Consider the following 23,248-nt stretch of genomic DNA (forward strand, 5'->3'; position numbering starts at 1 on the left):
TATTCGATATGTGAGCGTGTCTCAGCATCTATTCCTAGAACCTAACGTTTGAGGCCAGCCACCCGCTACTGGGAGCGCCCCTCCGGTTCAGGTTTGGTTTTTTGAACACCCTCCGGCTTCGATCCCGGAGCGGTAGCGGGTTGGACAGCGCCGCTTTGTTCGGCAATGATCGATTCCACCTGATGAGGTTTGTAGCTCTTTGTGATTTTACTGATTAGCTCTTTATACTTCACTCGCAGCCCCTCCGGATACTTAAAGAACAGAGAGCGATAAGACATGCCCCAATCTGGATTGGTCACGAGAAATAAAACCTGCGTGTAAGATTTTGTGTGTTGGGTGAAAACCTCGTAGCCATCCTTCCTAACGACTTCAGCACCGATTTGTATCTCGTCGACAAGGAAGATGTCTCGGGGCGATTTGAAGCCACGATTTTCTCCGTCTATCTGGGAAATATATCCGTAAGGGGATCCTGAAACAGAGAATTTATTGTCGGGGTGATTAAAGATCACAACCCACTTGTAGCCTTCACCTTTGAAGCTTTGCGGGTCTTGTTCGAAAGAGGACGGCACTCGAAAGGTAAACCAGTTTTCCCAAGCTTTGACAGTCTTCCATTCAAGCTCCTCAGCGTTGGCACTTGAAACGAAGCAGGCGAGAAAAAGGTAGAGTATTAGCTTCGTCATTTTCTTAGCCGAACAGTGTTATTAGTTAACTCGGGTAGTAGGAGTTTACAGATACTAGATCATTTGGAACGATTTAGCAGGGAGCTGCTACCCGATGTGGATTGGTGTGATGATAGCGGGGTTGTCATGGGGTGGCCAAGTAGAATCAGCTTGGGAAGCGTGTATTGTTTTGTTTATGTTGTTCCTGGAGGAGTTATCACAGATTTGGTGATGATCACATCTCTGTGAGATTGGAGAGTATGTAAGGACGTGGCTAGGACCACCGGAGACTATTGTGGCCTATGCCCACCTACAAACCAAACATGTCTTGCTTCTTACAAAATCCGCCAGCACTCTCTGGCTGTGTCTAGTAACGGATGGATTAGCGATACCGTGGGGGCCTGTGTGGCTGCCGGGATTCAGGAATATGTGGTTTGCGCCGGTGCCAGGAATCTGGAACTGGTGATGGCTTTGTCGCGTTATGCCGAGAGTGGCGAGGCCGGTGAGGTCCGGGTGTTCTCGCACTTCGATGAACGGGCGGCTGGATTTTTTGCCCTCGGTCGCACCATGGAAAGCGGCGCTCCCTGCGCGGTGATCACGACTTCTGGCACGGCGGTGGCGGAGCTCTTGCCGGCGGTGGTCGAGGCGCATTACCAGCAGCGACCTTTGGTGGTCGTTTCCGCCGACCGACCCTCCCGTTTCCGTGGCTCCGGCGCACCTCAAGCGATCGAACACGTTGGCATCTTTTCCAAATACGTCGAAGGTTGCGAAGATCTCGAGTGGGCAGACACGCTGACACTTTTTGACGGCTGGAGCGGCAAGCTGCCCTGGCATCTGAATATTTGCATCGAGGAAAACGAAGCTCAAAGCCGACTCTCCAAGGTGAGGGTGGGGGAGATCGAAGCGGCGCAGGAAAACATCAACATGACTCCGGTGTTCGACTGCATCAAAAACTCGTGGAAGGGACTGGTGGTCCTGTTAGGAGGTCTCGAGCCTGAAGACCGCGAGGAGGTATGGCATTTCCTGCGTGATCTCGGAGCTCCGGTGGTGGCCGATAGCACCAGCGGCCTGCGCGAGACCTTGGGCAAGCTGACTCTGGTCGATGGAGATCGTATCCTACGCGAAAACCCACCGGCCTATGTGCTCCGCATCGGCGAAGTCCCCGTGGGCCGCTACTGGCGCGATCTTGAAGATCTGCCGAAGGTGAACGTGGTCTCGATTTCACGCACTGGCTACTCCGGCCTGTCACGCGAGAGCCAGGTGATCACCGGCGACATCACACGCTGCATGCGCGCGCTCGGTGAGATTTCCTCGGTGGGCGATTCCATGGATCATCTGAAAATGGCGACCAAACGACGTGGTAAGATTAACGAGCTGTTAGAATCCCTTCCGGAAAGCGAACCGGGCATGGTGCGCATGCTCTCGGTGATGGCGACAATGGGCAGTAGTCTGTATTTGGGAAATAGTTTGCCGATTCGTGAGTGGAACGATTTCGCCCAGCGCGAGTTTCCTTACGAATTGGTCCGCGCGAATCGCGGAGCCAATGGCATCGACGGCCAGATCGCCACCTGGCTGGGAGCCACCACCGATGAAGAAAACGCCTGGGGTGTCTTTGGCGATCTCACGGCGCTCTACGACATGGGTGCTCCGGCATTGTTAGACCAAGTGCAATGCCAAGGCCGCATGCTGGTGGTGATCAACAATGGTGGCGGACAAATCTTTGGTCGAATGCCACAGGTGCAAGAGATGGAAGCGGAAGTCACCGAACTGGTGACTAACGAACACCAGCACGGATTCGAATCCTGGGCCAAGATGTGGAACATGGACTATGTTAGAATCGATGGCATGGAAGGTTTTGACTTCGAGCCGGGGGATAAAACCACCGTGGTGGAGATCATTCCTAACAAGCGCCAGACTGAAACGTTCTGGGGCAAGTTTGATGCGATAGGGTAGGACAGCTTTGCAAGCTGTCGGCAGGCTATCTGAACGCAAAGGATGAGGTCTTGGGTTGCCGACAGCTTGCAAAGCTGTCCTACTTTACCCCAGCTCGATATTATCAATTAGCCTCACTTCTCCATAGAATACCGCAGTGGCGATGACGGCGGGGCGGGTGACTTTTTCGAGGGGCTGTAAGGACTCGGCATCCAGCAGTTCCAAGTAATCGATTTTTGCACCTTCCGTGGACGCTTCAATTTCCTCACGTGCACAGGCTAACAGTTTCTCTGGATCATGTTCTCCTTGTGCGTGGAGATCTTGGGCGGCGAGCAATGCTCTACGAATGCGAGGGGCGTCAGCATGTTGCTTTTCGCTAAGTCGGGTATTGCGTGATGACATAGCCAGTCCGCTTGACTCGCGGATGGTATCGACGCCTTCAATGGTAATGGGCACATTCAGATCGCGCACCATGCGGCGGATGATGGCCAATTGTTGGAAATCCTTTTTGCCAAAAACGGCAATGTCGGATCTTGTTAGGTTGAAGAGTTTTAACACCACGGTGCAGACGCCCTCGAAGTGTCCGGGGCGGGTGGCTCCGCAAAGTCTTTTGGAGAGCGAGCTCTCAATGATATTCACCGAGTGATCTGGCTGATACATGCTATCGGCTTCGGGCGCAAAGACGAGATCGACGCCGTGCTCTTTGCACAGCTTGAGATCTCTGTCCATGGTGCGAGGGTAATTTTCCAAATCACTCGGGTTATTAAATTGGGTGGGATTCACAAACAGGGTGAGCATGACCTCTCCATCCGTTCCGGCCAACTCGCGAGCACGCTTCACCAGTGCGAGGTGGCCATCGTGTAGTGCTCCCATGGTGGGCACCAGCACACGGGGGCGGGCGGGGGAAATGGCATTGAGATCAGTGGCGGATGTGACGACTTTCATGGTGGTGACAATGAGGCTGGATGGCTGCCGGGAGGCGCGTGTTCTGTGATCGTTCTTTCACAGGGGATAGAGGTTGACGAGATATATGATTCTGTGCAGCTTGGCGGTGCGCTGCACCTCGCAGCAGGCGTTTATGCGCCCCCTATACCGAAATATCACAAAATCCATCATGAAAAAATACGTTAAATTTTCCGCCATGTTCTGTGCACTGGCCATTGTCACTGCTGTGGGTGCAGGATCGGCACAAGCACAACGCCTTAAAATCGCGACCGTCGACATGCAGCAGCTTTTCAAAGAGTATCACCGCACGACTCAAGAGCAGCAGAAGTTCAGTGAGGAATTTGCTAAGATCCAGAAAGAGAACAACGAGCGCCTTGCCGGTATCCGTGCTCTCGAAGAGCAGCTTCAGGGCCTGAAGAAGAAAATCGAAGACCCAACACTGGCCGACAACGTCAAGCGTGAGAAGTCCCGTGAGTTCCAGCTGAAACTCGACGAAGCCAAGGCCATGGACCGTGAGCGTCGTGAGTTCCTCGGTCGCCGCACCCGCGCACTCGAACTGAGCAAGCAGGCCAGCATGAAAGGCATTCTTGAAGAAATCCGCAAACGTATCGTCGATCACGCCAAGAAGGAAGACTTCGACTTCGTGCTCGATAAATCAGGTCTCAGCGCCAACCAAGTGCCATTCCTGCTTTACACCAAGGACGCCACCGACATCACGGTGTCTCTGCTCGCCGAGCTGAACAAGGATGCTCCTAAGACTCCAGCTACTCCAGCCGCAGCACCTGACGCAGGCGCACCAGCTGCACCTGAAGCTCCCGCTCAACCATAATTGAGCCTGTCCTTCGTAGACAATTTTTACCAACACCCTCTTCTGATCGCAGAAGGGGGTGTTTTTTTGTGATCTTTGACCTTCTGGGATGGAGATGCTATTGACGTTGAGCTGTAAACCATGCAGCTTGTTGGCGGCTTTGAAAGCTAGCGGCGGGGCCAATTGCCGAGGCGATCGAGGCTGTTTTCCACCACGAAATCTTCTGAAGACATACACATTACGATGACAGAATTTAAAAAATGCCTAATCGCCATGATGCTGGTGGTATTCTCGAGTGGGCTGATTCAAGCGGAGCCGCCGAAGATGGCGACGGTAAACATGCAAAAACTTTTCAAAGAGTATCACCGCACGGTCACCGCCCAGAAGCACTTCAATGCGGAATACGCCAAGATTCAGAAGACGATCAACGATAAGAATGAGGCCATCAACAAGCTGCGGAGGAAGCTGCATGACATTCTGGCCGAGCTGAAGAAAGAAGACCTCAGCGCCGAAGAGCGAGCGAACAAGCAGCGTGACGGTCAGCTCATTTCCCAAGAGCTCAAGATGATGCAGCAAGATGTGCAGACATACTCACAAGAGGAAAAAACCAAGGTGGCTCAAAAGAAAGCTGCCAGTATGCAAGGTATCATGACGGACATCAAACAGAAGGTGATCGTGCTCTCTGAGAAGATGGGACACGACTATGTCTTCGATCGCTCCGGCCTGAGCACGAATCAGGTATCATTTTTCCTCTACCTCAAGGATGCCAACGATATCACGGCTACCTTATTGAAAGAACTCAACAAATTTGCACCTGGCGCAGACTCCCAGTAGACGATCATGACTCCGCTGCTGCGCAAAATCCTGGGAATGAACTGGCTGCTGGTGCTGACCATGTTAGGCCTGTGCATTTTCGGAGTGTACGCCATCGAGAGCGCGGCCCGTCACCTGCCCAATGGTGGCGGTTATTATGCTGAACGGCAGAAAATCTGGATCATTGGCGGCTGTGTGGTTTTTTTCATCACGGCCTTGATCGATTACAAATGGATCAGATGGCTGGGAATCCCCATGTATCTGGTCGGCCTCGCGCTGATGGTTGTGGCGATGGCCAAAGGCAGTGAAGTCCACCAGCTGACGTTCGGAGGTCTGTCCTTCCAGCCTACGCAGCTGGGTATCGCAGGGGGCATTGTCTTGTTAAGTGCTCTACTTCAGGATCTTCCACGACTGAATCCCTTCTTCCGACTTCCCTTCATCAAGGTGGGGATCATTGCGGTTCTGGCAGGGATTCCTTTCCTCGTTGTGGTGAAAATGGGCGACATGGGATCCGCGATGGTCTGGCTGCCTGTGACGGCTGTGATCATGTTTGCCGCAGGCATTCCTTACCGCTACTTGCTAACGATGGGTATCATCGGTTTTGGCTGTATCGCTCTGGCATATTTCATTGTTTTACCAAAGGCCTCAGAACGGGGAGCCAACCGGATCGAGCTTTATCTCGCGATGTTGAACAAGCGGGAGGTTGATATCAACGGTGACGCCTACGCGCCTTATTGGGTGTCCACAGCGATCGGAAAAGCCGGTTGGAAAGGCGACGGCTGGAATGCCACCAGTGAGAGTGGATCGCTACACGATAAGAAATACATTCCGTGGAAAACCGCTCACAATGACTTCATCTTCGCGGTCATCGGTGAGGAACAAGGATTCCGAGGGAGTCTGATGCTTCTAACAGGTTATGCGATGCTGCTGATCCAGTGTTTGTTCATCGCGTTTTATAGCAGAGACAGCTCCGGGAGAATTATTTCTGCGGCAGTGGTAGCACTGCTGTTTGCCCACATCTTTGAGAACATAGGCATGTGTGTGTTACTCACCCCGATCACCGGTATTCCTTTGCCACTGGTCAGTTATTCGGGAACCTTTGTGGTGATGTGTATGTTCCTCTTGGGCTTGGTCCAGAGCGTCTGGGTGCATCGCAATGCCGAGGTACTCGTAGAGGATGAAGAGAAACCTGAGCGCAGGTTTATCTAACGAGTGTGGGAAGAGTCGTCCTCCCAAGGTGTATGCTTGGTCTCGCGGGATTCCGGATGCAGCACATCCACCTGAGCGCCTTTACTACGACTAAATGACTTGCGCATACGGCGGTAGTCTTCGTGCAGCTGAGTATTCACGTAATCAAAGGTCACCGCAAGACCTAGAAGCAGAGGCGTTGTCAGTAGGAGGTGTATCAGCGATTCCTCAAGCTCACCTCGCATGATCGATGAGATCCCTTGGAAAATTTCCCAACAAGAAGCCAGCACCGCCACGATGGTGGCAACGGTAAGGATGAACTGGCGCATGGGGCTGTTAATTAGGAATTACGGATCAGGAATTAGAAATTTTCCTTTTGCCCATCATTCCTAATTCTTAATTCGTAATTGGAAAAAACTACCACTCAATGGCGGTGGCGGCCCAGGTCAGGCCGGCGCCGAAGGCAACCATGATGATGTTGTCGCCGCGCTTGAATTTTCCTTCGCGATGGGCTTCGTCCAGGGCGATGGCCACGGCCGCAGCTGAGGTGTTGCCGTATTTGTGCAGGTTGACAAAGACTTTCTCGTTGGGGACTGTTAGGCGATCAGCGATGGCGTCGATGATGCGGAGGTTGGCCTGGTGAGGCACCACCAGGGTGATGTCCTCGGGAGTCAGACCGGCGCGCTCGATGACCTTCTCGGATGCTTGGCGCATCGCATTGACCGCAAGCTTGAAGACTTCGCGGCCCTGCATGGAGAGGGTGGCGAGGTGATCATTGGCGTTGGACATGGTGATCGGGCAGGCAGATCCGCCGCCCTTGATGTCGAGAATGGATGTGTGCCGACCGTCGGTGCCGGTCTCAGAAGCGAGAATGCGACCTTCGCCTTCCGCTGATTTACGCAACACAGCAGCGCCTGCACCGTCTCCGAAAAGCACGCAGGTATTGCGGTCCTCCCAGTTGACAAAGGCGGAGAGTTTTTCAGCGCCGATGATGATGGCGTTTTTGTAAGCTCCGTCTGAGATCAGGCGCTTGGCCAATTTCATCGCGTAGAGGAAACCTGAACAGGCAGCAGAGATGTCAAAGGCAACGGCAGAAAATGCACCGAGGTTTGCCTGAACATAACAGGCGGTGGAAGGTGTGAGAGTGTCCGGGGTGATGGTGGCGACGATGATCAGCTCGATGTCTTCGGCAGCCATGCCGGCTTGTTCTAGCGCGCGCTGGGCAGCCTTGGTCGCCATGTGTGAGGTGAACTCATCTGCGGCGGCGATGCGGCGTTCCTTGATGCCGGTGCGGGAGACGATCCATTCATCGCTGGTATCAACGATTTTTTCGAGGTCGGCATTGGTGAGAACTTTTTCCGGAAGGTAACTACCGGTTCCGGCGATGGTAACAGGGATGACAGATGTAGAATCGCTCATTTAAAAATCAGACGTTGATTGGCTGCAGAAAAACTTAGTCGGGTTTCCGCCGATGAACAGCCTAAAGAGGAAACAGTGGAGATGAAGCTGGCATCAAGCTTCGTCGTGCAGAGGACGGTTAATCTTGACCAGCATGTCTTCGATGTGCGGATTCACCTTCAGGCTGACGGTTTCACGTGCCACACGAATGGCATTCTGAATCGCCAAGGCCGAGGATGAACCGTGGCCGATGATGCAGACGCCATTGACACCAAGCAGGGGAGAGCCACCGACGTATTCGTAGCTGCTTTTCTTTTTCACCGCTTTAAATGCACCGCGTGCGATGGCAGCTCCCATAATCCGGAACGGGCTGCGCTTGAACTCCAGCTTGAGCCATTTTGACATCGCCTTGGCTGTGGCTTCGCAGCTCTTGAGAATAATGTTACCGGTGAAGCCGTCACAGAGCACGACGTCGAGTTTGCTCTCGAAAAGATCGTGACCTTCAACGTTGCCGACAAACTCGAAAGGGGCCCGACCTGTTGACTGCAGATGTTTCAGCAGAGCAAATGTTTCTTTGGTAAAGGTAGTGCCTTTTTCATCCTCTTCGCCGTTGGACATGAGTCCGACGCGGGGTTGGTCGACGCCGAGCACGTATTTGGCGTAAACGGCACCCATCACGGCGTAGGTGATCAGGTGATGGGGTTTGGCTTCAGGGTTGGCTCCTGCATCGAGAATTTGGCAGATGCCGTATTCATTGGGGATGGCGGAAGCGATGCCGGCACGATCAACTCCCTTGAGGGTGCGGAGCTTCACTGTGGCCGCGGCTACGGCGGCTCCGGTATTTCCAGCGCTGACTACGGCATCGGCATCACCGGATTTGACCATATCGGTGGCCACAGAGATCGAGGACTTCTTTTTTTTCCGAAGCGTCTTGGCTCCGGACTCGTCCATGCCGACCACTTCAGGAGCGTGAATAATCACAGCCCGTGGATCGGTGAGTTTGCACTCTTTCATTTCCTGCTCCAGCAAAGGAGCATCGCCTACGAGGAAAAGCTTATCGATATCAGAATAAAGTTTCAGCGCGTTGCGGGCGCCGACGACGGTGACTTTGGGGGCGTGGTCGCCGCCCATGGCATCAAGTGCAATCTTCATAAGGAGGAGATGAGTAGATATGAAACAAGCGGAATGCCAAGGCATTCCGCTTCAAAAAATAGAAACTGGATACTGGAAAACCCTAGAGGGCATCCACTTCAAGCACCTGGCGCTCACGATATGTGCCACAATGTGGGCAAGCAATGTGAGAAGGAACGCGGCTTTCGCACTCCGGACAGGTCTTGAGCTTAGGCGTACGCCAGCGGTTTGCGCCGCGACGCATCTTCTGCTTCATTTTGGATGTTCTGCGCTTTGGAACGGCCATGGTATTAGTAGGTTAAGTGTTTTAGGTTGAGTTGGTTGAAAGGCTTTTTCTGAAGTGTTAGCTGGTTTTGTCAGCGTCGTCTCCAAAGGCGTCGAGTGCGTCCCAAGGGTTTGGTGCTTCGTCGCGGGGGGGGGTCTTTACATCAGCATCGAGGGGTTTGTCTACTGCTAAATAGCGGGAATCTAAAATACATTCCTTTTCCGTATCTCCCTCGTCACAATGCGGGTAGTCTGGGAAGAGCACGACGATTTCCTCACGTATTTGCTCGGCCAGGTCGATCTGAGAGCTGGTGACTTCGCTGGAAATCGCACAGTCCTCGACGGTAATGGTCTTAATATAGCGACTGAGACAGCGCACGCAGGTGAACTCGATAGGCACAGACAGGCTGCCACGAACCAGTAGTTCGTCGTCAAATCTCTGCACGTGCAGGTCATAGAACAGCGGTTCGGCGGCACTGGGGGCCTCGCTTTTCTGCTTGGTCTCCAGATTGAAAAGCGATGGGTCCAGCTCTCCGGAGTAGACTTTGCCTTCGTCCGGGAGGCTGTTGAGGTCGATATTGAGGTGCTTTTTCACGTGAAAAATTAAGTTTGAGGTCAGGCGCTGGTGGTGACGTAGACGGATTTCTCCCGTCGCTCGGTGGTCTTGCCAATGATGACTGCGCATGGAGCACCGGTTTCTTCAAGTGTTTCCATCACTGCGGCGAGATTTTCATCGGGCACACAGAGGAGAAGGCCGCCGGAAGTTTGGGCATCGGCATAGATCAGTTTTTCACTCTCGCTGACTTGTTCTGAGAAATGGGTGTAGGGCTCGGTGTGGGCAAGGTTTTTCTTGCTGCCACCAGGGACACATCCGGCAGCGATAAGATCGAGAACCTCGGGTGACATCAGAGGGAGCAGGGCGGCGTCGATTTCGGCCGAGACACCGCTGCCCTCGCACATTTCGATCAAATGACCGCCGAGTCCGAAACCTGTGACGTCGGTGCAGCACCTGACCAATGCGCGCTCAGCAAGTACGGCGCCTGGTTTGTTGAGGGTCGCCATCAGTTGGCTGGCCGTTTCAGCTAGCTCGGAGCTGCATTCACCGCGTTTGATCCCTGTGGAGACGATGCCGCTGCCCAAGGGTTTTGTCAGAACTAACGTTTCACCCGGGCGGGCGTTGGCATTGGCAAGGTGGCGGTCAGGATGGACGATACCGGTGACGGCGAGTCCGTAAATAGGTTCTGGATTTTTAATCGTGTGGCCACCTAACAGACTGCACTCGGCTTCGACGCACATTTCGGCACCGCCACGGAAAATATTACGGATGGTATCGTTGTCGATGAGATCAGATGGCATTCCGGCGATGGCGAGGGCGGTGATGGGTCGGCCTCCCATGGCGTAAACATCAGAGAGCGCATTCGCAGCGGCGATGCGACCGTAAAGAACCGGATCGTCGACAATCGGAGTAAAGAAGTCTGTGGTCTGCACCAGGGCTCTTTCGTCGTCAATTTTGAACACACCGGCGTCATCGGCGGTGGCGGAACCGACGAGTAGGCGATCATCCTGGAATTGAGGTAACCCATGCAGAACCTGCGTGAGTGACTCGGGATCAAGCTTGGAGGCTCATCCGGCGCAGGAGGCCAGGGAAGTGAGGCGTATGATGTCGTCGCGGGTCATGAATCGGAAAAAGTTAGGTGTGTTATTGCTAGATGCAAGCGGGTGTTGCGAGTTTCAACCCTGAGAGGACGGAAGACCAGATCATATTGCGTTGTTTTTTGCTTCTAGACTTGTGACTTTCTAGCCAACCTCCGCGCAGCAAGCATCCAGATTTCCCTTTTATGAGCAAAAATACCCCTGCCCAAGACGCCGTCGTATGTAAACCAACCAAGTGGTTTTTGTGGCGTGCGCTAGCCATGCTGGCGATGTTCAGCGTGTTTGCTTTCCTGTTTTTCCAAGATGGTATGTGGGGATACCGGGAGAAAAATCTGCATTTCTATGTGCACCAAGCCTTTGTCAAAGCGGGCACTGATTTCCAGGAAATGCAGAATGAGAAAGCCGATAGTAAGGTGCCCGAGTCAGAGTGGAAAGAGTTCGCTGCTAAACAGAAGGTTCAATTGCCGGAAGATGCTGCCGATGTTCTGCCCAAGGATGCCGATACAGATATGGCATGGCCTGACATCTTGGTGAACGGGCACGCGCTGATGTCCGAAAGCGGTGGCCAGAACGGAGCAACCACTCTTTGGGAGCAATACACAGCCTCGATGAAAGATGTCGAGGGCAAGGCCTGGGACATTGATCCGGGCGAGCACCCGATGGATGCGGGTAAGATCCGTGAGCAATTCATCGCGATGGGCGTGGCCATGTTATTGATCGCCATCACACTGTTTTTCCTCATCCGGACACTTAGCCGCAGTATCAGTGCAGATAATGAGGCCCTATATACTCAAACTGGAAAACGTATCCCATACACGGACATGGTGCGTGTTGATAAGAGGAAATGGGATAGCAAGGGGCTGGCTCTCATCTATTACACCGAGGGCGGGGAAGAGAAAAAGGCGAAGATCGATGGTCTGGTCTACGGCCAATTCAAAGCTGAGGACGGCGCTCCTGCAGAAAAACTTTTCAGTAAGATCATGGAAAACTTCAAAGGCGAAGTGATGGAATATGTCCTCGTCGATGAAGCGGATGATGATGAGTCTCAAGAGTCTAGCTCCAAAGTCGGTGACAACAGTGCGGAAGCTTGAATCATTATTAACCATTTCTGTGTTGCCAACCCAACGTCGCGGGGGTAAATCCTTTCCCAGCAACCTTTATCCAATCAACCCAATAAATAATTAGCAGTATGTCTGACAATATCGAAGCCAAAGTAAAAGATATCATCGTCGAGCAACTCGGCGTTAGCGCCGATCAAGTAAAGCCCGAAGCCAAGTTCATCGAAGATCTCGGCGCAGACTCCCTCGACACTGTCGAGCTTGTCATGGCTTTCGAAGAAGAGTTCGGTATCGAAGTTCCTGACGAAGATGCAGAGAAGCTGCAAAGCGTCGGCGATGTAGTGAGCTACGTCACCAAAGCTTCCTAATTGAGTTTCCTCGGAAACTGTTTTATTTTTTCAAAACTGGGCAGACTCGTGATGAGTCTGCCCTTTTTGTTGCAAGACGAGCAAATAGCGTCGAGTCTAAGGGCAGGGAGAGACTCTTTCTAACTGGGCAACTCACCAGAGACAAAATTACTGATAATGAATCATTCACCGGACAGCATCCAATACGCCATGGAAACGGCCCGCTTGCTACGCGAGCCGGATAGACGCATCGACACCTTCGGTTCCACCCGTTTTAAATTTACCATGCTCAGTGAGCCGATGGATGCCGTCGGTCAGGTGCGTGTTAGACGCGGAGAAGTGGAAGCACAAAAACCTCAGATTATCCGCCCCCAAGACATGGGTGGTGTGGAGTTAGAAGGTTTCAACGAAAAAGCAGGTGAGTTTCTGGATTTCCTCAAGGAGAAAAACATGGAGCCTGTTTTCTTCCAATACGGTTTCATGTTCAAACGCGGTAACGTCACCGAAGAGCTGATCCATGATCGAATCGACGCCGTGCGAGAGCGTGTGATGGATGATGTGCGCGCTACGGGTGATCCCATGCTCGCGGTGATGGAGGGTGTCGATGATGCTTGGGAGATCGGGTTGCTGAAATTTGCCATCGATATGATCGGCAAGTCGTCGGATATCAATACATTCGACTTTAAACGAAAAGGTTTGCTTTAGGGTAGCACCATACGGATTTTTCATTATTATCCCCATATGCGCATCATGCTCATCATAAAGGCGATTGCCGGACTCCTTGTGCTTGGCGCAATGGGCGGCACTGCTTTCCTGATGAAGGAATACACCGGCACGGTCAAAGACATGCCAGGCACAATGATGGAGCGCCAAAGATTAGTCGAGCTTGAGCTCAAACAGAAAGCCGAGGAAGGTGTCCGCTCCGATAACGAACCTGGCGAAAAGGCCTTTCAGCGTGCTCGCGAGTTGCTTGCGATGGAGTCCATGGCTGAAGCCGAAGAGAAGCTCAAATACATCGTCAGTTTCTACCCCTCGGCCAAGTCTGCAACCGAGGCACGACATATTCTTGGTGAGATTAACATGGACCGTCTGTTAGATCCTGAGTGGAAAGAGGGGAAGTCTGTGATCACTGTGAAAAGAGGGGATAACTATTCACTGATTGTTAGAAAAAACAAGACGACGATGGATAGTCTGACACATCTGAGCAAACTAACAGATGCGGATCCACGCGGTCTTCAACCAGGACAAAAGCTGACCATCATGCCGCTGGAGCTGCGCATGGAAATCGACCTTCGGCGGAAAAATCTGACCATTTATAACGGTGGCGAATTTGTCAAAGAATACCCACTTCTCAAAGTAAACTACGAGCACAAGGGCAAAGCCCGCCATCTCGAAGTCGGAGGCATTCGTGGTTGGGCGAAGGATAAGTTCGTCTCAGTTCATACAGTGGACTACCGCGATTCCAGCAAGGTTATTCAACTCAGTGATAAATCGCTCGCCATACGGGCACTTCCTCAGGACAATGACGGGGACCTCGGACGGGGATTCTATTTAAGCGAAGCTGATATGGAAGAGCTGCCGCTAGTCCTCCGCCCAGGCAACGATGTGGAAATCAAAAACTGAATACTTCTAATTACCTACTTGATACCGAACTATGAAACCTCTCGATTTCGAAAAACCCATCGCCGAGCTTGAACACGAACTCGAAAAGCTTAAGAATAAGGCACAGAGTCAGGATATAGACATGTCCGATGAAATAGCGGCCATGGAAGGAAAGTTATCTGATACCAGAAACCGTATTTACGACGACCTCTCGCCATGGCAACGTGTGCAGATAGCCCGTCATACCAACCGACCGTTCATGCTCGATTATATTTCCCATGTGTTTGACGATTTCTGTGAGCTTCACGGAGATCGACACATTGGCGACGATAACGCCATGCCCGGTGGCTTTGCGACCCTCGCGGGGCAACGAGTGGTAGTGATTGGCCATCAGAAGGGTCGAGATACCAAGGAAAACCTGAAGCGTAACTTCGGGAGCGCTCATCCAGAAGGGTATCGCAAGGCTCTGCGCCTGATGAAGCTGGCTGAAAAATTCCACCTTCCCGTAGTCACCATGATCGACACCCCCGGCGCGTTCCCGGGTATTGGTGCCGAGGAGCGTAACATCGCGGAAGCCATCGGATATAACCTGCGCGAGATGATGTTGCTGAAAACGCCCACAGTAGCCATCGTGCTCGGCGAAGGTGGTTCCGGCGGTGCACTCGGAATCGGTGTCACCGACCGTGTGCTGATGATGGAAAATGCCTACTATTCAGTGATTAGTCCTGAAGGCTGTGCTGCGATTCTCTGGAAGCACCGCAAACATGCCCCTGAAGCCGCCGAGGCGATGAAAATCGCTGCTCCGGACCTAGGTGCGCTGAATCTCATCGATGAAGTCATTCTCGAACCCAAAGGCGGAGCTCACCACGATCATGTGCAAGCTGCAGAGAATCTGCGCCACGCGGTGATTTCCCAGATTCACAAACTCCAGCAGCTCAGTATGGATGAACTTCTTGATCAACGTTACCAGAAGTTCCGCAAATACGGCGAATGGCAGGGTGAGTGATCGCTCGGAGTCATTATTCTGTAGAGCATGACGCTAGAGGAATCGATTGAGGCTTTTTATGAGGCCTTCAGAGGGGTTCCTAAGCCCCGGAGAATTTCTGGCTGTGAGTGTTGTATCGCTCAGGAGGAACTCGATGCTTTATTGTCTGTTCCTCTCCGGCAGGTCGATGTTGGGAAATTGTGTTCCTACGCATCGTCGACGCTGCTGACCGTTGGCTCAGTAGCTGACTATCTCTATCTGCTGCCACGCATCATGGAGCTAACATGTCTCGATGCGGATTGGTGGGTTGATATGGAGATCACTGGTCGGGCAATAGCCGAGACCAATCCTTTGGAATGGCCCGCGAAACGCCTGGCAGCGTTGCAAAACCTGCTACATGCAGCGATCAACCATCAGATGGTAACCGAGGGGTTGGGCTGGGAGATCGACGATTGGATTTGTGCGATTGCTAAAATGGGGCTGGACCCGAAACCGTATCTTCAACAGCTCGAGTCATCGTCGTCTGCTGTGCTTTCCTTCTACGATCAGAATGCCAGTCATTTGACGCAACGCAAGCTGGGCAATGCGTTTTGGGAGCCCGGTGAAAAAGGGCACGATGCTGTTGTGGCGTGGTTTTTCAGTCCGACCGTTTCGGAAATCATTTTCGAAGCTTACGGTGTCAGGCTCGCGAGTGATAAGTTGGGCTCAGGGTAAAATTGAGTTCCAAAGCGCTCCGTTTTTATCTCCGCAATCGATGCCAGGTTGAGGTGTCAGGATGCACTAACAACTCGACTGATACATTCTCAAGCTCGAAGGTTTTGATCAGGTGTTCTAACAGAACCAGAGAAGCGGTGGCGTCGTATAATGCATCGTGCCAGGTTTTTTCTGAAACTAGCACCGATACTTTTTCAGTGAGTTGAAAGTGTTCGCAGAGATCGCCTAGTGAGTGTGACGGGAGTTCAGGCCAAGCGGCTCTGGCGAGGAGCAGGGTATCCACCCATGGTCCGAAACCATGGGCCGGAAAGGCACGGAGATAGCGTTTTTCCGTGCCGTGTCCATGCGCCACCACGATGCGATCCGCTAAGGTCCTTTTGATTTGAGACCATAACAGCATGAGCTTGGGGGCGTCTGCGAGGTCTTCACTACTGATGCCGTGCACCTTTTGTGCAGCCCAGGTTATTTGGCGTTCAGTGTGGATGAACGAAGTAAAGTGATCGGCATGGCCATTTTCTGCTGACCATGTTGCCATACCAATTTGCACCGGCACATCAGTCATGCCGCGCTCGGCACCAGCCGATTCGAAATCGATGGCTGCAAATGTCTGTTCCGCAATAAGCATCGGAACCGGTGCGTTAGCCGGCAACGCCAGCTGCCTTGAGTTGCTCAGCTGCGTCGAGCACGAGTGACTCGGTGGTGTCCCAGTCGATGCACTGATCGGTGATCGACTGACCGTAAGTGAGCTCTTCCTTGGGGCGGGGGAACTTTTGATTTCCGGCCACCAAATTACTCTCTAACATCGCGCCGATGACTTGCTCGTTTCCGGCTGCACGCTGACGCACGATCTCGCGAAAGACAGCAGGCATTTTTTCCTGTTTCTTGCCACAGTTTGCGTGCGAGGCATCAATCATTACGGAGGGTTGGAGTCCGCTTTTTTCCAACAGGCTGGTGGTCACGGCGACATCATCTGCGCCGTAGTTCGGACCGTTGTCGCCACCTCGAAGAATGATATGGCAGTCCGGGTTTCCTGATGTGGTGACGGCGGATGCAACACCTTGCTCGCTGACACCGAGAAATGTCTGAGGCTGAGTGGCGGCTTTGATCGCGTTCACTGCTGCGACGAGGTCACCAGTGGTGGTGTTTTTAAATCCGAGCGGCATGGAGAGCCCGGACGCCATCTGGCGGTGGGTCTGGCTCTCGGTGGTGCGGGCGCCAATGGCTGACCAGCTGATTAGGTCTGCAATGTATTGAGGCGTGATGGGATCGAGTAACTCGGTGGCAGTGGGCAAGCCAAGATCGATGATCTCACGCAGGAACAGGCGAGCCTGGCGCAGGCCTTCCGGAATGTTATCAGAGCCATCAAGTCTAGGGTCCATAATCAAACCCTTCCAACCGGTGGTTGTGCGTGGTTTTTCAAAGTAGACACGCATGACGATGTAGATCTGGTGTTTGACCTCCTCCGCGAGTTTGGTGAGTTTTTCAGCATATTCGACACCGGCCTTGGTGTCATGGATCGAGCATGGTCCGCAAATGAGTAGCATGCGGTGGTCTTCACCGTTGAGAATGTTGCGGATGTGTTGGCGGGACTCCGCCATGAATTCTGCCTGCTCTTGGGACCTTTGAACTTCTGATAGAAGCAGGGCCGGAGCGGGCAGGGGAATGTTGCTGGAAATGTGAAGGTCCGTGACTTGAGCCATGAACAGAGACTCAGTGGTGGCGTAGCAAGTTTCAAGTTTCAAGTTGCCGATGTCTCTGATAAACGTCGGCCATGCGTGAAAGAGCGATTGGATTATTGAGGGAACTGACAGAAGCCCACGGAGCACCGGGTTTCGAAGACGAAGTGCGGGCTATTTTTGCAGACGAACTTGCAGATACAGGTGACATCAGCACTGATGGTCTGGGCTCTGTTTTTTGCGAACGCGGTGAAGGCCCTAGGGTCATGGTCGCGGGACACATGGATGAGGTGGGATTTAGGGTGCAGAATATTACCCCTGAAGGGTTTATTCAATTTGTAACACTCGGCGGATGGTGGCCACACACATTGCTTGCACAGCGGGTGGAGATACGGACAAGAGATGGCCGCAAGGTTCTTGGGGTTGTTGCTTCCAAGCCGCCGCATTTTCTCCCCGAGGTGGAGCGCACCAAAGTGCTCAGTATCGAGCAAATGTTCATCGACGTGGGAGCCAAGAGCGAGAGCGATCTGGCCAATAACTATGGCGTGCGTGTTGGTGACCCTGTTGTGCCGCTGACATCATTTTCAATCATGGGGAACGAGGATCTTCTGATGGCGAAAGCCTTTGATAATCGAGTGGGTATGGCGTGCGCGATTCAAGCATGCCAAGCTGTGGCTGCCACCGGTCACCCGAATACTTTGATTTCCTGCGGCACTGTTCAAGAGGAGGTCGGTGTTAGAGGCGCCACCACTGCTGCTAATTTTGCCAAGCCAGATGTTGTGATCGTGCTCGAGGGACCGCCTGCCGATGACACTCCGGGTTTCAATCGTCATGCATCACAGGGGGCGATGGGTAAGGGGGTTCAAATCAGAATGCAGGATCCCACCGCCATTATGAATCCTGCCTTGTCAGATTTGGCTGTCAGCGTCGCGGAGGAAGAGGGCATTCCGTTTCAGGTGACGGTCCGCAGCAGTGGCGGCACCGATGCCCGCGCATTTCAGCTGTCGGGGAATGGTATTCCGGTGATCGTTCTGGGTGTGCCAGCTCGCTACATCCACTCTCATAACTCGATCATTGATGTGAATGACTATCTCGCGATGGTGAATCTGACAATGGCCTTGGTGCAGCGACTCGATCAGAAGGAGGTCGATGCGCTGACGACCTTCCTGTGATCCATAGACAAAATCGGTCAGGGGGATCGCTGATCTGACATGAAGTATTTCACTCCACTTTTTGCAGTCGCGCTGGCGGCAACTGGGCTGGTCTGTTCCGTGATCCCTTGTGCACAGGCTGAGACTCGGACCTTTACCAATAAGGAGGGCAAAAGTCTCACCGCCGAGGTGGTTTCCAAGACCGAGACCCATGTGAAACTCAAAACCAACAAGGGAAAGGTGTATACTATCGCTTTGGCGACACTTTCCGGACCGGATCAGGACTACGTCAAAAGCTGGAAAGATAAATCATCTCTTGATGCCCTCGCTGATACCGACCTCTCCAAGGTCATGGAGGCGAAGGGATACACCAAGGTGGAGTTTGACGAGGAAATGAACCACTTGTTCGTTGACGTAAAGATCGAGGGCAAAAAGGGGCGATTCCTGCTCGATACCGGTGCCATGGCCACGATAATGAAGACGGACTCTACCGCCAAGTTCGGTTTAGAGGTGAAACCAGCCAATGTGCAGGGCGGTGGAATCGGCGGTGGTGCGCAAATTAAAGGCAAAGTCGAATCGGATAAATTCGAGCTCGGTGGTGATGAAAGTGGAGCGCAATCTTTCTACATCATGGACCTGAACCACTTGCCGCAGAACTATGCTGAAAAAATGGATGGCATTCTCGGAGGCGATTTTTTCAAGGCCAAAAAAGCGCTCTTTGACTATGCTGGCGGAATCCTGTGGGTGAAGCTCAAGTAGTGCAAAGACAGCTCTTGCCAGCGGGCGGGGAATGGTGTCAGTTGTCCGCGTGTTAGCGACCTACATCCACAACATGGACCCGGTGATCTTTGATGTCGCCGGACCGGTGAAACTGCGCTGGTATGGCCTTGGATATTTGCTGGGCTTCGTGCTAGCTTTTTATCTGCTGCGCTGGCTGGCCCGCAAGCAGCTCTGGGTGCTACCCAGTGTCAAAGTTGCCGATTTTATCGCCTACTCCGCCGTCTTCGGAGTCTTTTTGGGAGGGCGTATCGGCTATATTCTTTTCTACCAAATCCCTAAAAAGGGAGGCTGGGACCAGTTGATGGACGATCCTATGATGGTCTTTCGAGTTTGGGACGGAGGCATGGCCAGCCATGGCGGGATTCTGGGCCTCATGATTTTCACCTTGGTTTATGCGAGGATGCAGAAGGTGTCGTGGACTGGGGTTGGTGACGGACTATGTGTTGTCGCGCCGATCGGTATAGGTCTTGTGAGAGTAGCCAATTTTATCAACGGCGAACTCTATGGCCGAGTGGCGCACGGTGTCAGCTGGGCGATGAAGTTTCCCTCTTCCTTGCACGAAGATTGGAAGGATAAGCCGGAGATGATCGACCAGGCATACGAGGCCTGCCGTGCGGTAGATCCCTCGGTAACTGGGCAGTCATACGAATACCTCGTCGCTCAAGCGCGTGAAAACCCTCAGCTTGCAGAAACATTGGGAACCTATTTGAAAGCGAGGCATCCTTCGCAATTGTATGAGGCCTTGTTAGAAGGTCTGGTGCTGTTTTTGATTCTCATCATCACACGGATCAAATTCCCGAAACTGCCGCATGGTATTCTCACAGGCATGTTTTTCCTATTCTACGCCATCTTCCGCATCATCGTGGAGCACTTCCGTGAGCCAGACGTAGGGCAGTCTTTGGTGCTGGGGCTTACCAAGGGGCAGTTCTATTCCACGTTCATGGTGATCGCCGGAATAGGCTTCATCATCACAGCGTTGAGAAAAGGAAACGGCTCGGTGCGCTCCTAGTTGTTAGGTAGCGCCTCGTAGCTGCGTTGTCTTTGATCAAACAGCAGGGTCTCAGTATATCCGGCTTGTTTCGCCACCTCAATCGCACGATCGAAATCACGTGCCACTTCTGTAGGGTGGTGGGCGTCTGAGGAGATCACCAGTGGGATGCCGGCCGAGAATGCGAGGTCGAGAAAATCCGGCTCCGGATAGGCTTCCTCACATGGTTTGTGCCAGCCGGCGGTGTTGAGTTCGATGGCGCATCCGGCTGAGGCGATCGCATCCACGGCGGGTTCATAAAACCGGCGCAGGTCACCGGCCGGTTTGTAGCCGAATTTCTTGATTAAGTCAGGGTGGCCGAGGATGTCGAAGTATCCGCTTTCCGCCATGTCGGCGTAAGTTTTCCAGTAACGGTCCCAGGCATCGTCGACATCGGTTTTGGCCCACTTTTCCAGCCAGGCAGGATTGTCAAAATCCCAGTCTGATAGATAGTGCACCGAGCCAATCAGATAGTCCCATTTCGCCATGATCGCGAGTTTCTCGATCCACGCCTCCTGGCCTGCTATCCAGTCGCACTCAAGACCGATTCTAACCGGCAGCTTGTCCCCGGCTGCCTCACGGGCGCGGGTGATCCACTGCATGTAGTCGTCCATTTCGCCCAAATCCATACGCCAGTCGTCAAAGCCATCGACGTGCGCCGGTGCGTGATCGGATATGCCATATTCGGTAACGCCGGCGGCAATCGCGGCGGCGATATACTCCTCTGGCTCACCCTCGGCATGTTTGCAGAGTGGCGTGTGCGTATGGTAGTCAGCGGGCATGCAGTTTTTTTAGTCGCGCGATGCAAAAAGCCAATCATCAAAAATGCCGGAAAGTTCATTTCGCCGATTGCATCACGGGGGAGAAAAGTGGAACGTCTGCGCAGTCATGACGATGAAGCGTAGACAATTTCTCAAAATCACGATTCCAGTCGCCCTGAGTGGCACGGCCAGTGCGCAGGCGAAGGAGAAGCCAGCAGTAACTTTCGGAGTTATTGCTGACCCTCAATATGTGGATGCTCCCGTGCGCGGAAGCCGGCATTATCGAGCATCGGTCAAAAAGCTCAATGCAGCGGTGTTAGAGATGAATCGTCATCAGCTGGATTTTGTGGTGACGCTGGGGGATGTCATTGACCGGAACATCGCCAGTTTCGAAACGATGATGCCGATCTATGAAAAGCTGAAAGCGCCCCGTCGTTTTGTGTTGGGAAACCACGATTGTGAAGTGGCGGATGAAGACAAGCAACACATCCTCTCCAGCCTGAAGATGGAAAAATCTTACTCCTCGGAAACGCGAGGCGACTGGCAGTTCATCTATCTCGATGGCACAGATGTCAGCACCTACCGTCACCCCAAAGACAGTGAGGAAACCAAGTATGCCAAAGAGTTGTTAGAAAAACTTCAGGCTGAAAAGCTTCCTCAAGCACAGCCATGGAACGGTGCGATCGGTGACGTGCAGTTGGCGTGGTTCAAGACCGAACTCGAGAAGGCGAAGCAGGGCCAGAGGCGCGTCATCGTCATGAACCACTTTCCGGTTTTTCCCGCTGACGCACACAACCTTTGGAATGACACTGCGGTCGTGGAGTTGATCTCCAAATCCCCCAACGTGCTAGCTTACATGAACGGCCACAATCACTCCGGGCACTACGCGGTTCACCAAGGTTGCCACTTCCTCAATTTCAAAGGCATGGTGGAAACCGCCAATCAAAGCGCCTTCGCCATCGTCCGTTGTTATGCCGACCGAATTGAGGTGGATGGTTTTGAAACGGAACCTGACCGACGTCTGCAGTAGTCAGGTAGCTATATTTGCAGTACGTGGAAAAAGGGACACAGCGCGTGGCTGTGTCCCTCTTCCAAAGTGCATTTCAACACTACAGATCCTAAAAACTAGGACTTGTAACGAAGACGCTTCTTGTGGCGATTAGCCTTCATACGCTTCTTACGCTTATGCTTGCTAATTTTCGTCTTACGACGTTTTTTAAGACATCCCATGGTATTTTAGTATTCTAGGTTGGGTTGATCAGCTTGTTACGGCTGGAGAGTTGGCAGGAAATTGTTGTGTGTCGGGGGATTAGAGGACGATTTTCGAGATTGGATACTCGATGATGCCCTCGGCTCCGTGCTCCTTGAGATCTGGGATCAGATCGCGGGCGACAGAGTCCTTGATAATGGTCTCTACAGCGACCCAGTTTTCTCCATCGTTGATGTCAGCGAGGCGCGAAACGGTGGGTCGGCGGAGGGAAGGTAGTGTATCAAGGACGGCTTGCAAGGAGTTTTCTGGAAGATTCATCTTCAGACCGACCTTGCCGCGTGCTTCGAGTGCGGCCTTGAGCATGAGAACCATACGGTCCATCTTCTGCCTTTTCCAGTCGTCATCGTAGGCTTTTTTAGAGCCGTAGAAGTGGGGGAAGGAGGTCAGCAGAGTATCGACGATGCGAAGATTATTGGCGCGGATGGACGATCCGGTTTCGGTGACGTCCACGATGGCGTCCACCAGATCGGGCACTTTCACCTCTGTGGCACCCCAGGAGTATTCCACATCAGCGGTGACGCCGTGTTTTTTCAAGTAAGCTTCGGTGATTTCCACGCCTTCGGTGGCGATGCGCTTACCTTCCAGATCCTTGACGCTCTGAATGGGGGAGTCCATGGGGACGACCAGCACCCACTTAGTAGGGCGGACTGTGGCGCGGGAGTAGGGGAGCTCGGCAAGATCGACGAGGTTGGAGTCATGAGCCGAGGCCCAGTCGAGACCGGTAATACCGCAGTCGAGGAAGCCTTGGGAAAGGTAACGGCCGATTTCCTGGGCGCGGATCAGATAGATGTCCAGATCTTCGTCGTCGGAGTCGGGACGGAGGCCGCGCGAGGACAAGTGCACGTTAAATCCCGCCTGCTCCAGTAATTTGATCGTGGGATCTTGGAGCGAGCCTTTGGGGAGTGCAATTTTGAGCTTCTGGGACATGTCGCCTAAGAGATTAGGAATGTGAGCCGAGGTCGGCGGGCGGCTTGTTTAACTTCAAACGGCCAGGAATCAACGCGAAATTTTGCATTTATCTAGAAAATGACCGGAAAAATGTCATCAGCAGGCCGATTGACAGGTTTCAGGCTTGCCGCATCGCCC

At 53.0% G+C, this 23,248-nt stretch carries 27 protein-coding genes; 14 read left to right on the forward strand and 13 right to left on the reverse strand.

The features are described from left to right. Nucleotides 1-65: 65 nt before the first annotated feature. On the reverse strand, nucleotides 66-680 hold the full coding sequence (locus tag ACSPJT_RS18905) for a hypothetical protein (RefSeq protein ID WP_435894120.1): 615 nt from the start codon (nucleotides 678-680) through the stop codon (nucleotides 66-68). A 342-nt stretch (nucleotides 681-1,022) separates the two neighbouring features. Here ACSPJT_RS18905 and menD point away from each other — a divergent pair, with 342 nt between their 5' ends. Beyond that, nucleotides 1,023-2,612, forward strand: coding sequence for a 2-succinyl-5-enolpyruvyl-6-hydroxy-3-cyclohexene-1-carboxylic-acid synthase (gene menD, locus ACSPJT_RS18910; protein WP_435894121.1), 1,590 nt, complete (start codon nucleotides 1,023-1,025; stop codon nucleotides 2,610-2,612). An 84-nt stretch (nucleotides 2,613-2,696) separates the two neighbouring features. Here the strand turns inward: menD and panC are convergent, their stop codons facing one another. Further along, complete coding sequence (panC, locus tag ACSPJT_RS18915; protein WP_435894122.1) at nucleotides 2,697-3,536, reverse strand: pantoate--beta-alanine ligase; 840 nt, start codon at nucleotides 3,534-3,536, stop codon at nucleotides 2,697-2,699. A gap of 169 nt (nucleotides 3,537-3,705) precedes the next feature. Between panC and ACSPJT_RS18920 the strand changes: the two genes are divergently transcribed. From ACSPJT_RS18920 to ACSPJT_RS18930, 3 genes are all read left to right on the forward strand, one after another. After that, nucleotides 3,706-4,365 carry an OmpH family outer membrane protein gene (locus ACSPJT_RS18920; protein WP_435894123.1) on the forward strand — a complete coding sequence of 220 codons (660 nt, stop codon included), beginning with the start codon at nucleotides 3,706-3,708 and terminating at the stop codon, nucleotides 4,363-4,365. Nucleotides 4,366-4,587: 222 nt separating this feature from the next. Next, nucleotides 4,588-5,178, forward strand: coding sequence for an OmpH family outer membrane protein (locus ACSPJT_RS18925; protein WP_435894124.1), 591 nt, complete (start codon nucleotides 4,588-4,590; stop codon nucleotides 5,176-5,178). A gap of 6 nt (nucleotides 5,179-5,184) precedes the next feature. Further along, entirely contained in the window at nucleotides 5,185-6,366 is a 1,182-nt protein-coding gene (locus tag ACSPJT_RS18930) for an FtsW/RodA/SpoVE family cell cycle protein (protein WP_435894125.1), read from the forward strand. Here ACSPJT_RS18930 and ACSPJT_RS18935 read toward each other — a convergent pair. The 6 genes from ACSPJT_RS18935 to selD form a co-directional block, all read right to left on the reverse strand. Continuing rightward, the gene (locus ACSPJT_RS18935; protein ID WP_435894126.1) at nucleotides 6,363-6,674 is read right to left on the reverse strand and encodes a hypothetical protein; all 312 of its coding nucleotides are present in this window, start codon (nucleotides 6,672-6,674) and stop codon (nucleotides 6,363-6,365) included. The two genes, ACSPJT_RS18930 and ACSPJT_RS18935, sit on opposite strands and share 4 nt — an antisense overlap. An 88-nt stretch (nucleotides 6,675-6,762) precedes the next feature. After that, nucleotides 6,763-7,764: a beta-ketoacyl-ACP synthase III gene (locus tag ACSPJT_RS18940; protein WP_435894127.1), complete on the reverse strand. Its 1,002-nt coding sequence runs from the start codon at nucleotides 7,762-7,764 to the stop codon at nucleotides 6,763-6,765. 93 nt (nucleotides 7,765-7,857) lie between these two features. Then, the gene (gene plsX / locus ACSPJT_RS18945) at nucleotides 7,858-8,895 is read right to left on the reverse strand and encodes a phosphate acyltransferase PlsX (RefSeq protein WP_435894128.1); all 1,038 of its coding nucleotides are present in this window, start codon (nucleotides 8,893-8,895) and stop codon (nucleotides 7,858-7,860) included. 82 nt (nucleotides 8,896-8,977) lie between these two features. Beyond that, nucleotides 8,978-9,160 carry a 50S ribosomal protein L32 gene (gene rpmF, locus ACSPJT_RS18950; RefSeq protein ID WP_435894129.1) on the reverse strand — a complete coding sequence of 61 codons (183 nt, stop codon included), beginning with the start codon at nucleotides 9,158-9,160 and terminating at the stop codon, nucleotides 8,978-8,980. 57 nt (nucleotides 9,161-9,217) lie between these two features. Then, nucleotides 9,218-9,733 carry a YceD family protein gene (locus ACSPJT_RS18955; RefSeq protein WP_435894130.1) on the reverse strand — a complete coding sequence of 172 codons (516 nt, stop codon included), beginning with the start codon at nucleotides 9,731-9,733 and terminating at the stop codon, nucleotides 9,218-9,220. A 20-nt stretch (nucleotides 9,734-9,753) separates the two neighbouring features. Beyond that, complete coding sequence (selD, locus tag ACSPJT_RS18960) at nucleotides 9,754-10,815, reverse strand: selenide, water dikinase SelD (RefSeq protein WP_435894131.1); 1,062 nt, start codon at nucleotides 10,813-10,815, stop codon at nucleotides 9,754-9,756. A gap of 161 nt (nucleotides 10,816-10,976) precedes the next feature. On the opposite strand from selD, the gene ACSPJT_RS18965 reads away from it, so the two are divergent. The 6 genes from ACSPJT_RS18965 to ACSPJT_RS18990 all read left to right on the forward strand — a co-directional run bounded on the left by ACSPJT_RS18965 (nucleotide 10,977) and on the right by ACSPJT_RS18990 (nucleotide 15,497). Further along, a complete protein-coding gene (locus ACSPJT_RS18965; RefSeq protein ID WP_435894132.1) occupies nucleotides 10,977-11,882 on the forward strand; it encodes a hypothetical protein in 906 nt (301 codons plus the stop codon). Between the two features lie 98 nt (nucleotides 11,883-11,980). Then, complete coding sequence (locus tag ACSPJT_RS18970; RefSeq protein ID WP_435894133.1) at nucleotides 11,981-12,217, forward strand: acyl carrier protein; 237 nt, start codon at nucleotides 11,981-11,983, stop codon at nucleotides 12,215-12,217. A 156-nt stretch (nucleotides 12,218-12,373) separates the two neighbouring features. After that, entirely contained in the window at nucleotides 12,374-12,901 is a 528-nt protein-coding gene (locus tag ACSPJT_RS18975; protein WP_435894134.1) for a hypothetical protein, read from the forward strand. Between the two features lie 45 nt (nucleotides 12,902-12,946). Next, entirely contained in the window at nucleotides 12,947-13,819 is an 873-nt protein-coding gene (locus tag ACSPJT_RS18980) for a LysM peptidoglycan-binding domain-containing protein (protein ID WP_435894135.1), read from the forward strand. A 31-nt stretch (nucleotides 13,820-13,850) separates the two neighbouring features. Further along, the gene (locus ACSPJT_RS18985; protein WP_435894136.1) at nucleotides 13,851-14,804 is read left to right on the forward strand and encodes an acetyl-CoA carboxylase carboxyltransferase subunit alpha; all 954 of its coding nucleotides are present in this window, start codon (nucleotides 13,851-13,853) and stop codon (nucleotides 14,802-14,804) included. A 27-nt stretch (nucleotides 14,805-14,831) separates the two neighbouring features. Beyond that, on the forward strand, nucleotides 14,832-15,497 hold the full coding sequence (locus ACSPJT_RS18990) for a hypothetical protein (RefSeq protein WP_435894137.1): 666 nt from the start codon (nucleotides 14,832-14,834) through the stop codon (nucleotides 15,495-15,497). A 25-nt stretch (nucleotides 15,498-15,522) separates the two neighbouring features. Here the strand turns inward: ACSPJT_RS18990 and ACSPJT_RS18995 are convergent, their stop codons facing one another. Continuing rightward, nucleotides 15,523-16,122: a 3'-5' exonuclease gene (locus ACSPJT_RS18995; protein WP_435894138.1), complete on the reverse strand. Its 600-nt coding sequence runs from the start codon at nucleotides 16,120-16,122 to the stop codon at nucleotides 15,523-15,525. Between the two features lie 13 nt (nucleotides 16,123-16,135). Then, a complete protein-coding gene (locus tag ACSPJT_RS19000) occupies nucleotides 16,136-17,197 on the reverse strand; it encodes a 3-deoxy-7-phosphoheptulonate synthase (protein WP_435896211.1) in 1,062 nt (353 codons plus the stop codon). A gap of 71 nt (nucleotides 17,198-17,268) precedes the next feature. Here ACSPJT_RS19000 and ACSPJT_RS19005 point away from each other — a divergent pair, with 71 nt between their 5' ends. The 3 genes from ACSPJT_RS19005 to lgt are packed head-to-tail and all read left to right on the forward strand — an operon-like array spanning nucleotide 17,269 to nucleotide 20,113. Then, a complete protein-coding gene (locus ACSPJT_RS19005) occupies nucleotides 17,269-18,345 on the forward strand; it encodes a M42 family metallopeptidase (RefSeq protein ID WP_435894139.1) in 1,077 nt (358 codons plus the stop codon). A gap of 39 nt (nucleotides 18,346-18,384) precedes the next feature. Continuing rightward, complete coding sequence (locus tag ACSPJT_RS19010) at nucleotides 18,385-19,083, forward strand: retropepsin-like aspartic protease (RefSeq protein WP_435894140.1); 699 nt, start codon at nucleotides 18,385-18,387, stop codon at nucleotides 19,081-19,083. A 49-nt stretch (nucleotides 19,084-19,132) separates the two neighbouring features. Beyond that, on the forward strand, nucleotides 19,133-20,113 hold the full coding sequence (gene lgt, locus ACSPJT_RS19015; protein WP_435894141.1) for a prolipoprotein diacylglyceryl transferase: 981 nt from the start codon (nucleotides 19,133-19,135) through the stop codon (nucleotides 20,111-20,113). Here the strand turns inward: lgt and ACSPJT_RS19020 are convergent. Further along, nucleotides 20,110-20,913, reverse strand: a complete 804-nt coding sequence (locus ACSPJT_RS19020) for a histidinol-phosphatase HisJ family protein (protein ID WP_435894142.1) — start codon at nucleotides 20,911-20,913, stop codon at nucleotides 20,110-20,112. The genes lgt and ACSPJT_RS19020 overlap by 4 nt on opposite strands. 43 nt (nucleotides 20,914-20,956) lie before the next feature. Between ACSPJT_RS19020 and ACSPJT_RS19025 the strand changes: the two genes are divergently transcribed. Next, nucleotides 20,957-21,922, forward strand: a complete 966-nt coding sequence (locus tag ACSPJT_RS19025; protein ID WP_435894143.1) for a metallophosphoesterase — start codon at nucleotides 20,957-20,959, stop codon at nucleotides 21,920-21,922. Between the two features lie 95 nt (nucleotides 21,923-22,017). On the opposite strand, the gene ACSPJT_RS19030 is transcribed toward ACSPJT_RS19025, so the two are convergent. Together ACSPJT_RS19030 and hisG are read right to left on the reverse strand one after the other, a co-directional pair. Further along, on the reverse strand, nucleotides 22,018-22,122 hold the full coding sequence (locus ACSPJT_RS19030) for an AURKAIP1/COX24 domain-containing protein (RefSeq protein WP_343221542.1): 105 nt from the start codon (nucleotides 22,120-22,122) through the stop codon (nucleotides 22,018-22,020). 79 nt (nucleotides 22,123-22,201) lie between these two features. Next, complete coding sequence (hisG, locus tag ACSPJT_RS19035) at nucleotides 22,202-23,089, reverse strand: ATP phosphoribosyltransferase (protein WP_435894144.1); 888 nt, start codon at nucleotides 23,087-23,089, stop codon at nucleotides 22,202-22,204. Nucleotides 23,090-23,248: the final 159 nt, after the last annotated feature.

The organism is Oceaniferula spumae, from assembly GCF_042849255.1.
In the GTDB taxonomy this organism is placed as follows: Bacteria; Verrucomicrobiota; Verrucomicrobiia; order Verrucomicrobiales; family Akkermansiaceae; genus Oceaniferula; species Oceaniferula spumae.

What these genes read in the sequence shown, in the direction of transcription:
- rpmF (WP_435894129.1), bottom strand. Translation starts at nt 9,160, where the DNA reads ATGGCCGTTCCAAAGCGCAGAACATCCAAAATGAAGCAGAAGATGCGT.
- ACSPJT_RS19000 (WP_435896211.1), bottom strand. Translation starts at nt 17,197, where the DNA reads ATGGCTCAAGTCACGGACCTTCACATTTCCAGCAACATTCCCCTGCCC.
- ACSPJT_RS18975 (WP_435894134.1), top strand. Translation starts at nt 12,374, where the DNA reads ATGAATCATTCACCGGACAGCATCCAATACGCCATGGAAACGGCCCGC.
- ACSPJT_RS18940 (WP_435894127.1), bottom strand. Translation starts at nt 7,764, where the DNA reads ATGAGCGATTCTACATCTGTCATCCCTGTTACCATCGCCGGAACCGGT.
- ACSPJT_RS18935 (WP_435894126.1), bottom strand. Translation starts at nt 6,674, where the DNA reads ATGCGCCAGTTCATCCTTACCGTTGCCACCATCGTGGCGGTGCTGGCT.
- ACSPJT_RS18980 (WP_435894135.1), top strand. Translation starts at nt 12,947, where the DNA reads ATGCTCATCATAAAGGCGATTGCCGGACTCCTTGTGCTTGGCGCAATG.
- ACSPJT_RS19005 (WP_435894139.1), top strand. Translation starts at nt 17,269, where the DNA reads ATGCGTGAAAGAGCGATTGGATTATTGAGGGAACTGACAGAAGCCCAC.
- ACSPJT_RS19010 (WP_435894140.1), top strand. Translation starts at nt 18,385, where the DNA reads ATGAAGTATTTCACTCCACTTTTTGCAGTCGCGCTGGCGGCAACTGGG.
- ACSPJT_RS18990 (WP_435894137.1), top strand. Translation starts at nt 14,832, where the DNA reads ATGACGCTAGAGGAATCGATTGAGGCTTTTTATGAGGCCTTCAGAGGG.
- ACSPJT_RS18965 (WP_435894132.1), top strand. Translation starts at nt 10,977, where the DNA reads ATGAGCAAAAATACCCCTGCCCAAGACGCCGTCGTATGTAAACCAACC.
- ACSPJT_RS18985 (WP_435894136.1), top strand. Translation starts at nt 13,851, where the DNA reads ATGAAACCTCTCGATTTCGAAAAACCCATCGCCGAGCTTGAACACGAA.
- ACSPJT_RS19030 (WP_343221542.1), bottom strand. Translation starts at nt 22,122, where the DNA reads ATGGGATGTCTTAAAAAACGTCGTAAGACGAAAATTAGCAAGCATAAG.
- ACSPJT_RS18995 (WP_435894138.1), bottom strand. Translation starts at nt 16,122, where the DNA reads ATGCTTATTGCGGAACAGACATTTGCAGCCATCGATTTCGAATCGGCT.
- ACSPJT_RS18970 (WP_435894133.1), top strand. Translation starts at nt 11,981, where the DNA reads ATGTCTGACAATATCGAAGCCAAAGTAAAAGATATCATCGTCGAGCAA.
- plsX (WP_435894128.1), bottom strand. Translation starts at nt 8,895, where the DNA reads ATGAAGATTGCACTTGATGCCATGGGCGGCGACCACGCCCCCAAAGTC.
- hisG (WP_435894144.1), bottom strand. Translation starts at nt 23,089, where the DNA reads ATGTCCCAGAAGCTCAAAATTGCACTCCCCAAAGGCTCGCTCCAAGAT.
- ACSPJT_RS18920 (WP_435894123.1), top strand. Translation starts at nt 3,706, where the DNA reads ATGAAAAAATACGTTAAATTTTCCGCCATGTTCTGTGCACTGGCCATT.
- panC (WP_435894122.1), bottom strand. Translation starts at nt 3,536, where the DNA reads ATGAAAGTCGTCACATCCGCCACTGATCTCAATGCCATTTCCCCCGCC.
- ACSPJT_RS19025 (WP_435894143.1), top strand. Translation starts at nt 20,957, where the DNA reads ATGCCGGAAAGTTCATTTCGCCGATTGCATCACGGGGGAGAAAAGTGG.
- ACSPJT_RS18925 (WP_435894124.1), top strand. Translation starts at nt 4,588, where the DNA reads ATGACAGAATTTAAAAAATGCCTAATCGCCATGATGCTGGTGGTATTC.
- ACSPJT_RS19020 (WP_435894142.1), bottom strand. Translation starts at nt 20,913, where the DNA reads ATGCCCGCTGACTACCATACGCACACGCCACTCTGCAAACATGCCGAG.
- ACSPJT_RS18930 (WP_435894125.1), top strand. Translation starts at nt 5,185, where the DNA reads ATGACTCCGCTGCTGCGCAAAATCCTGGGAATGAACTGGCTGCTGGTG.
- ACSPJT_RS18905 (WP_435894120.1), bottom strand. Translation starts at nt 680, where the DNA reads ATGACGAAGCTAATACTCTACCTTTTTCTCGCCTGCTTCGTTTCAAGT.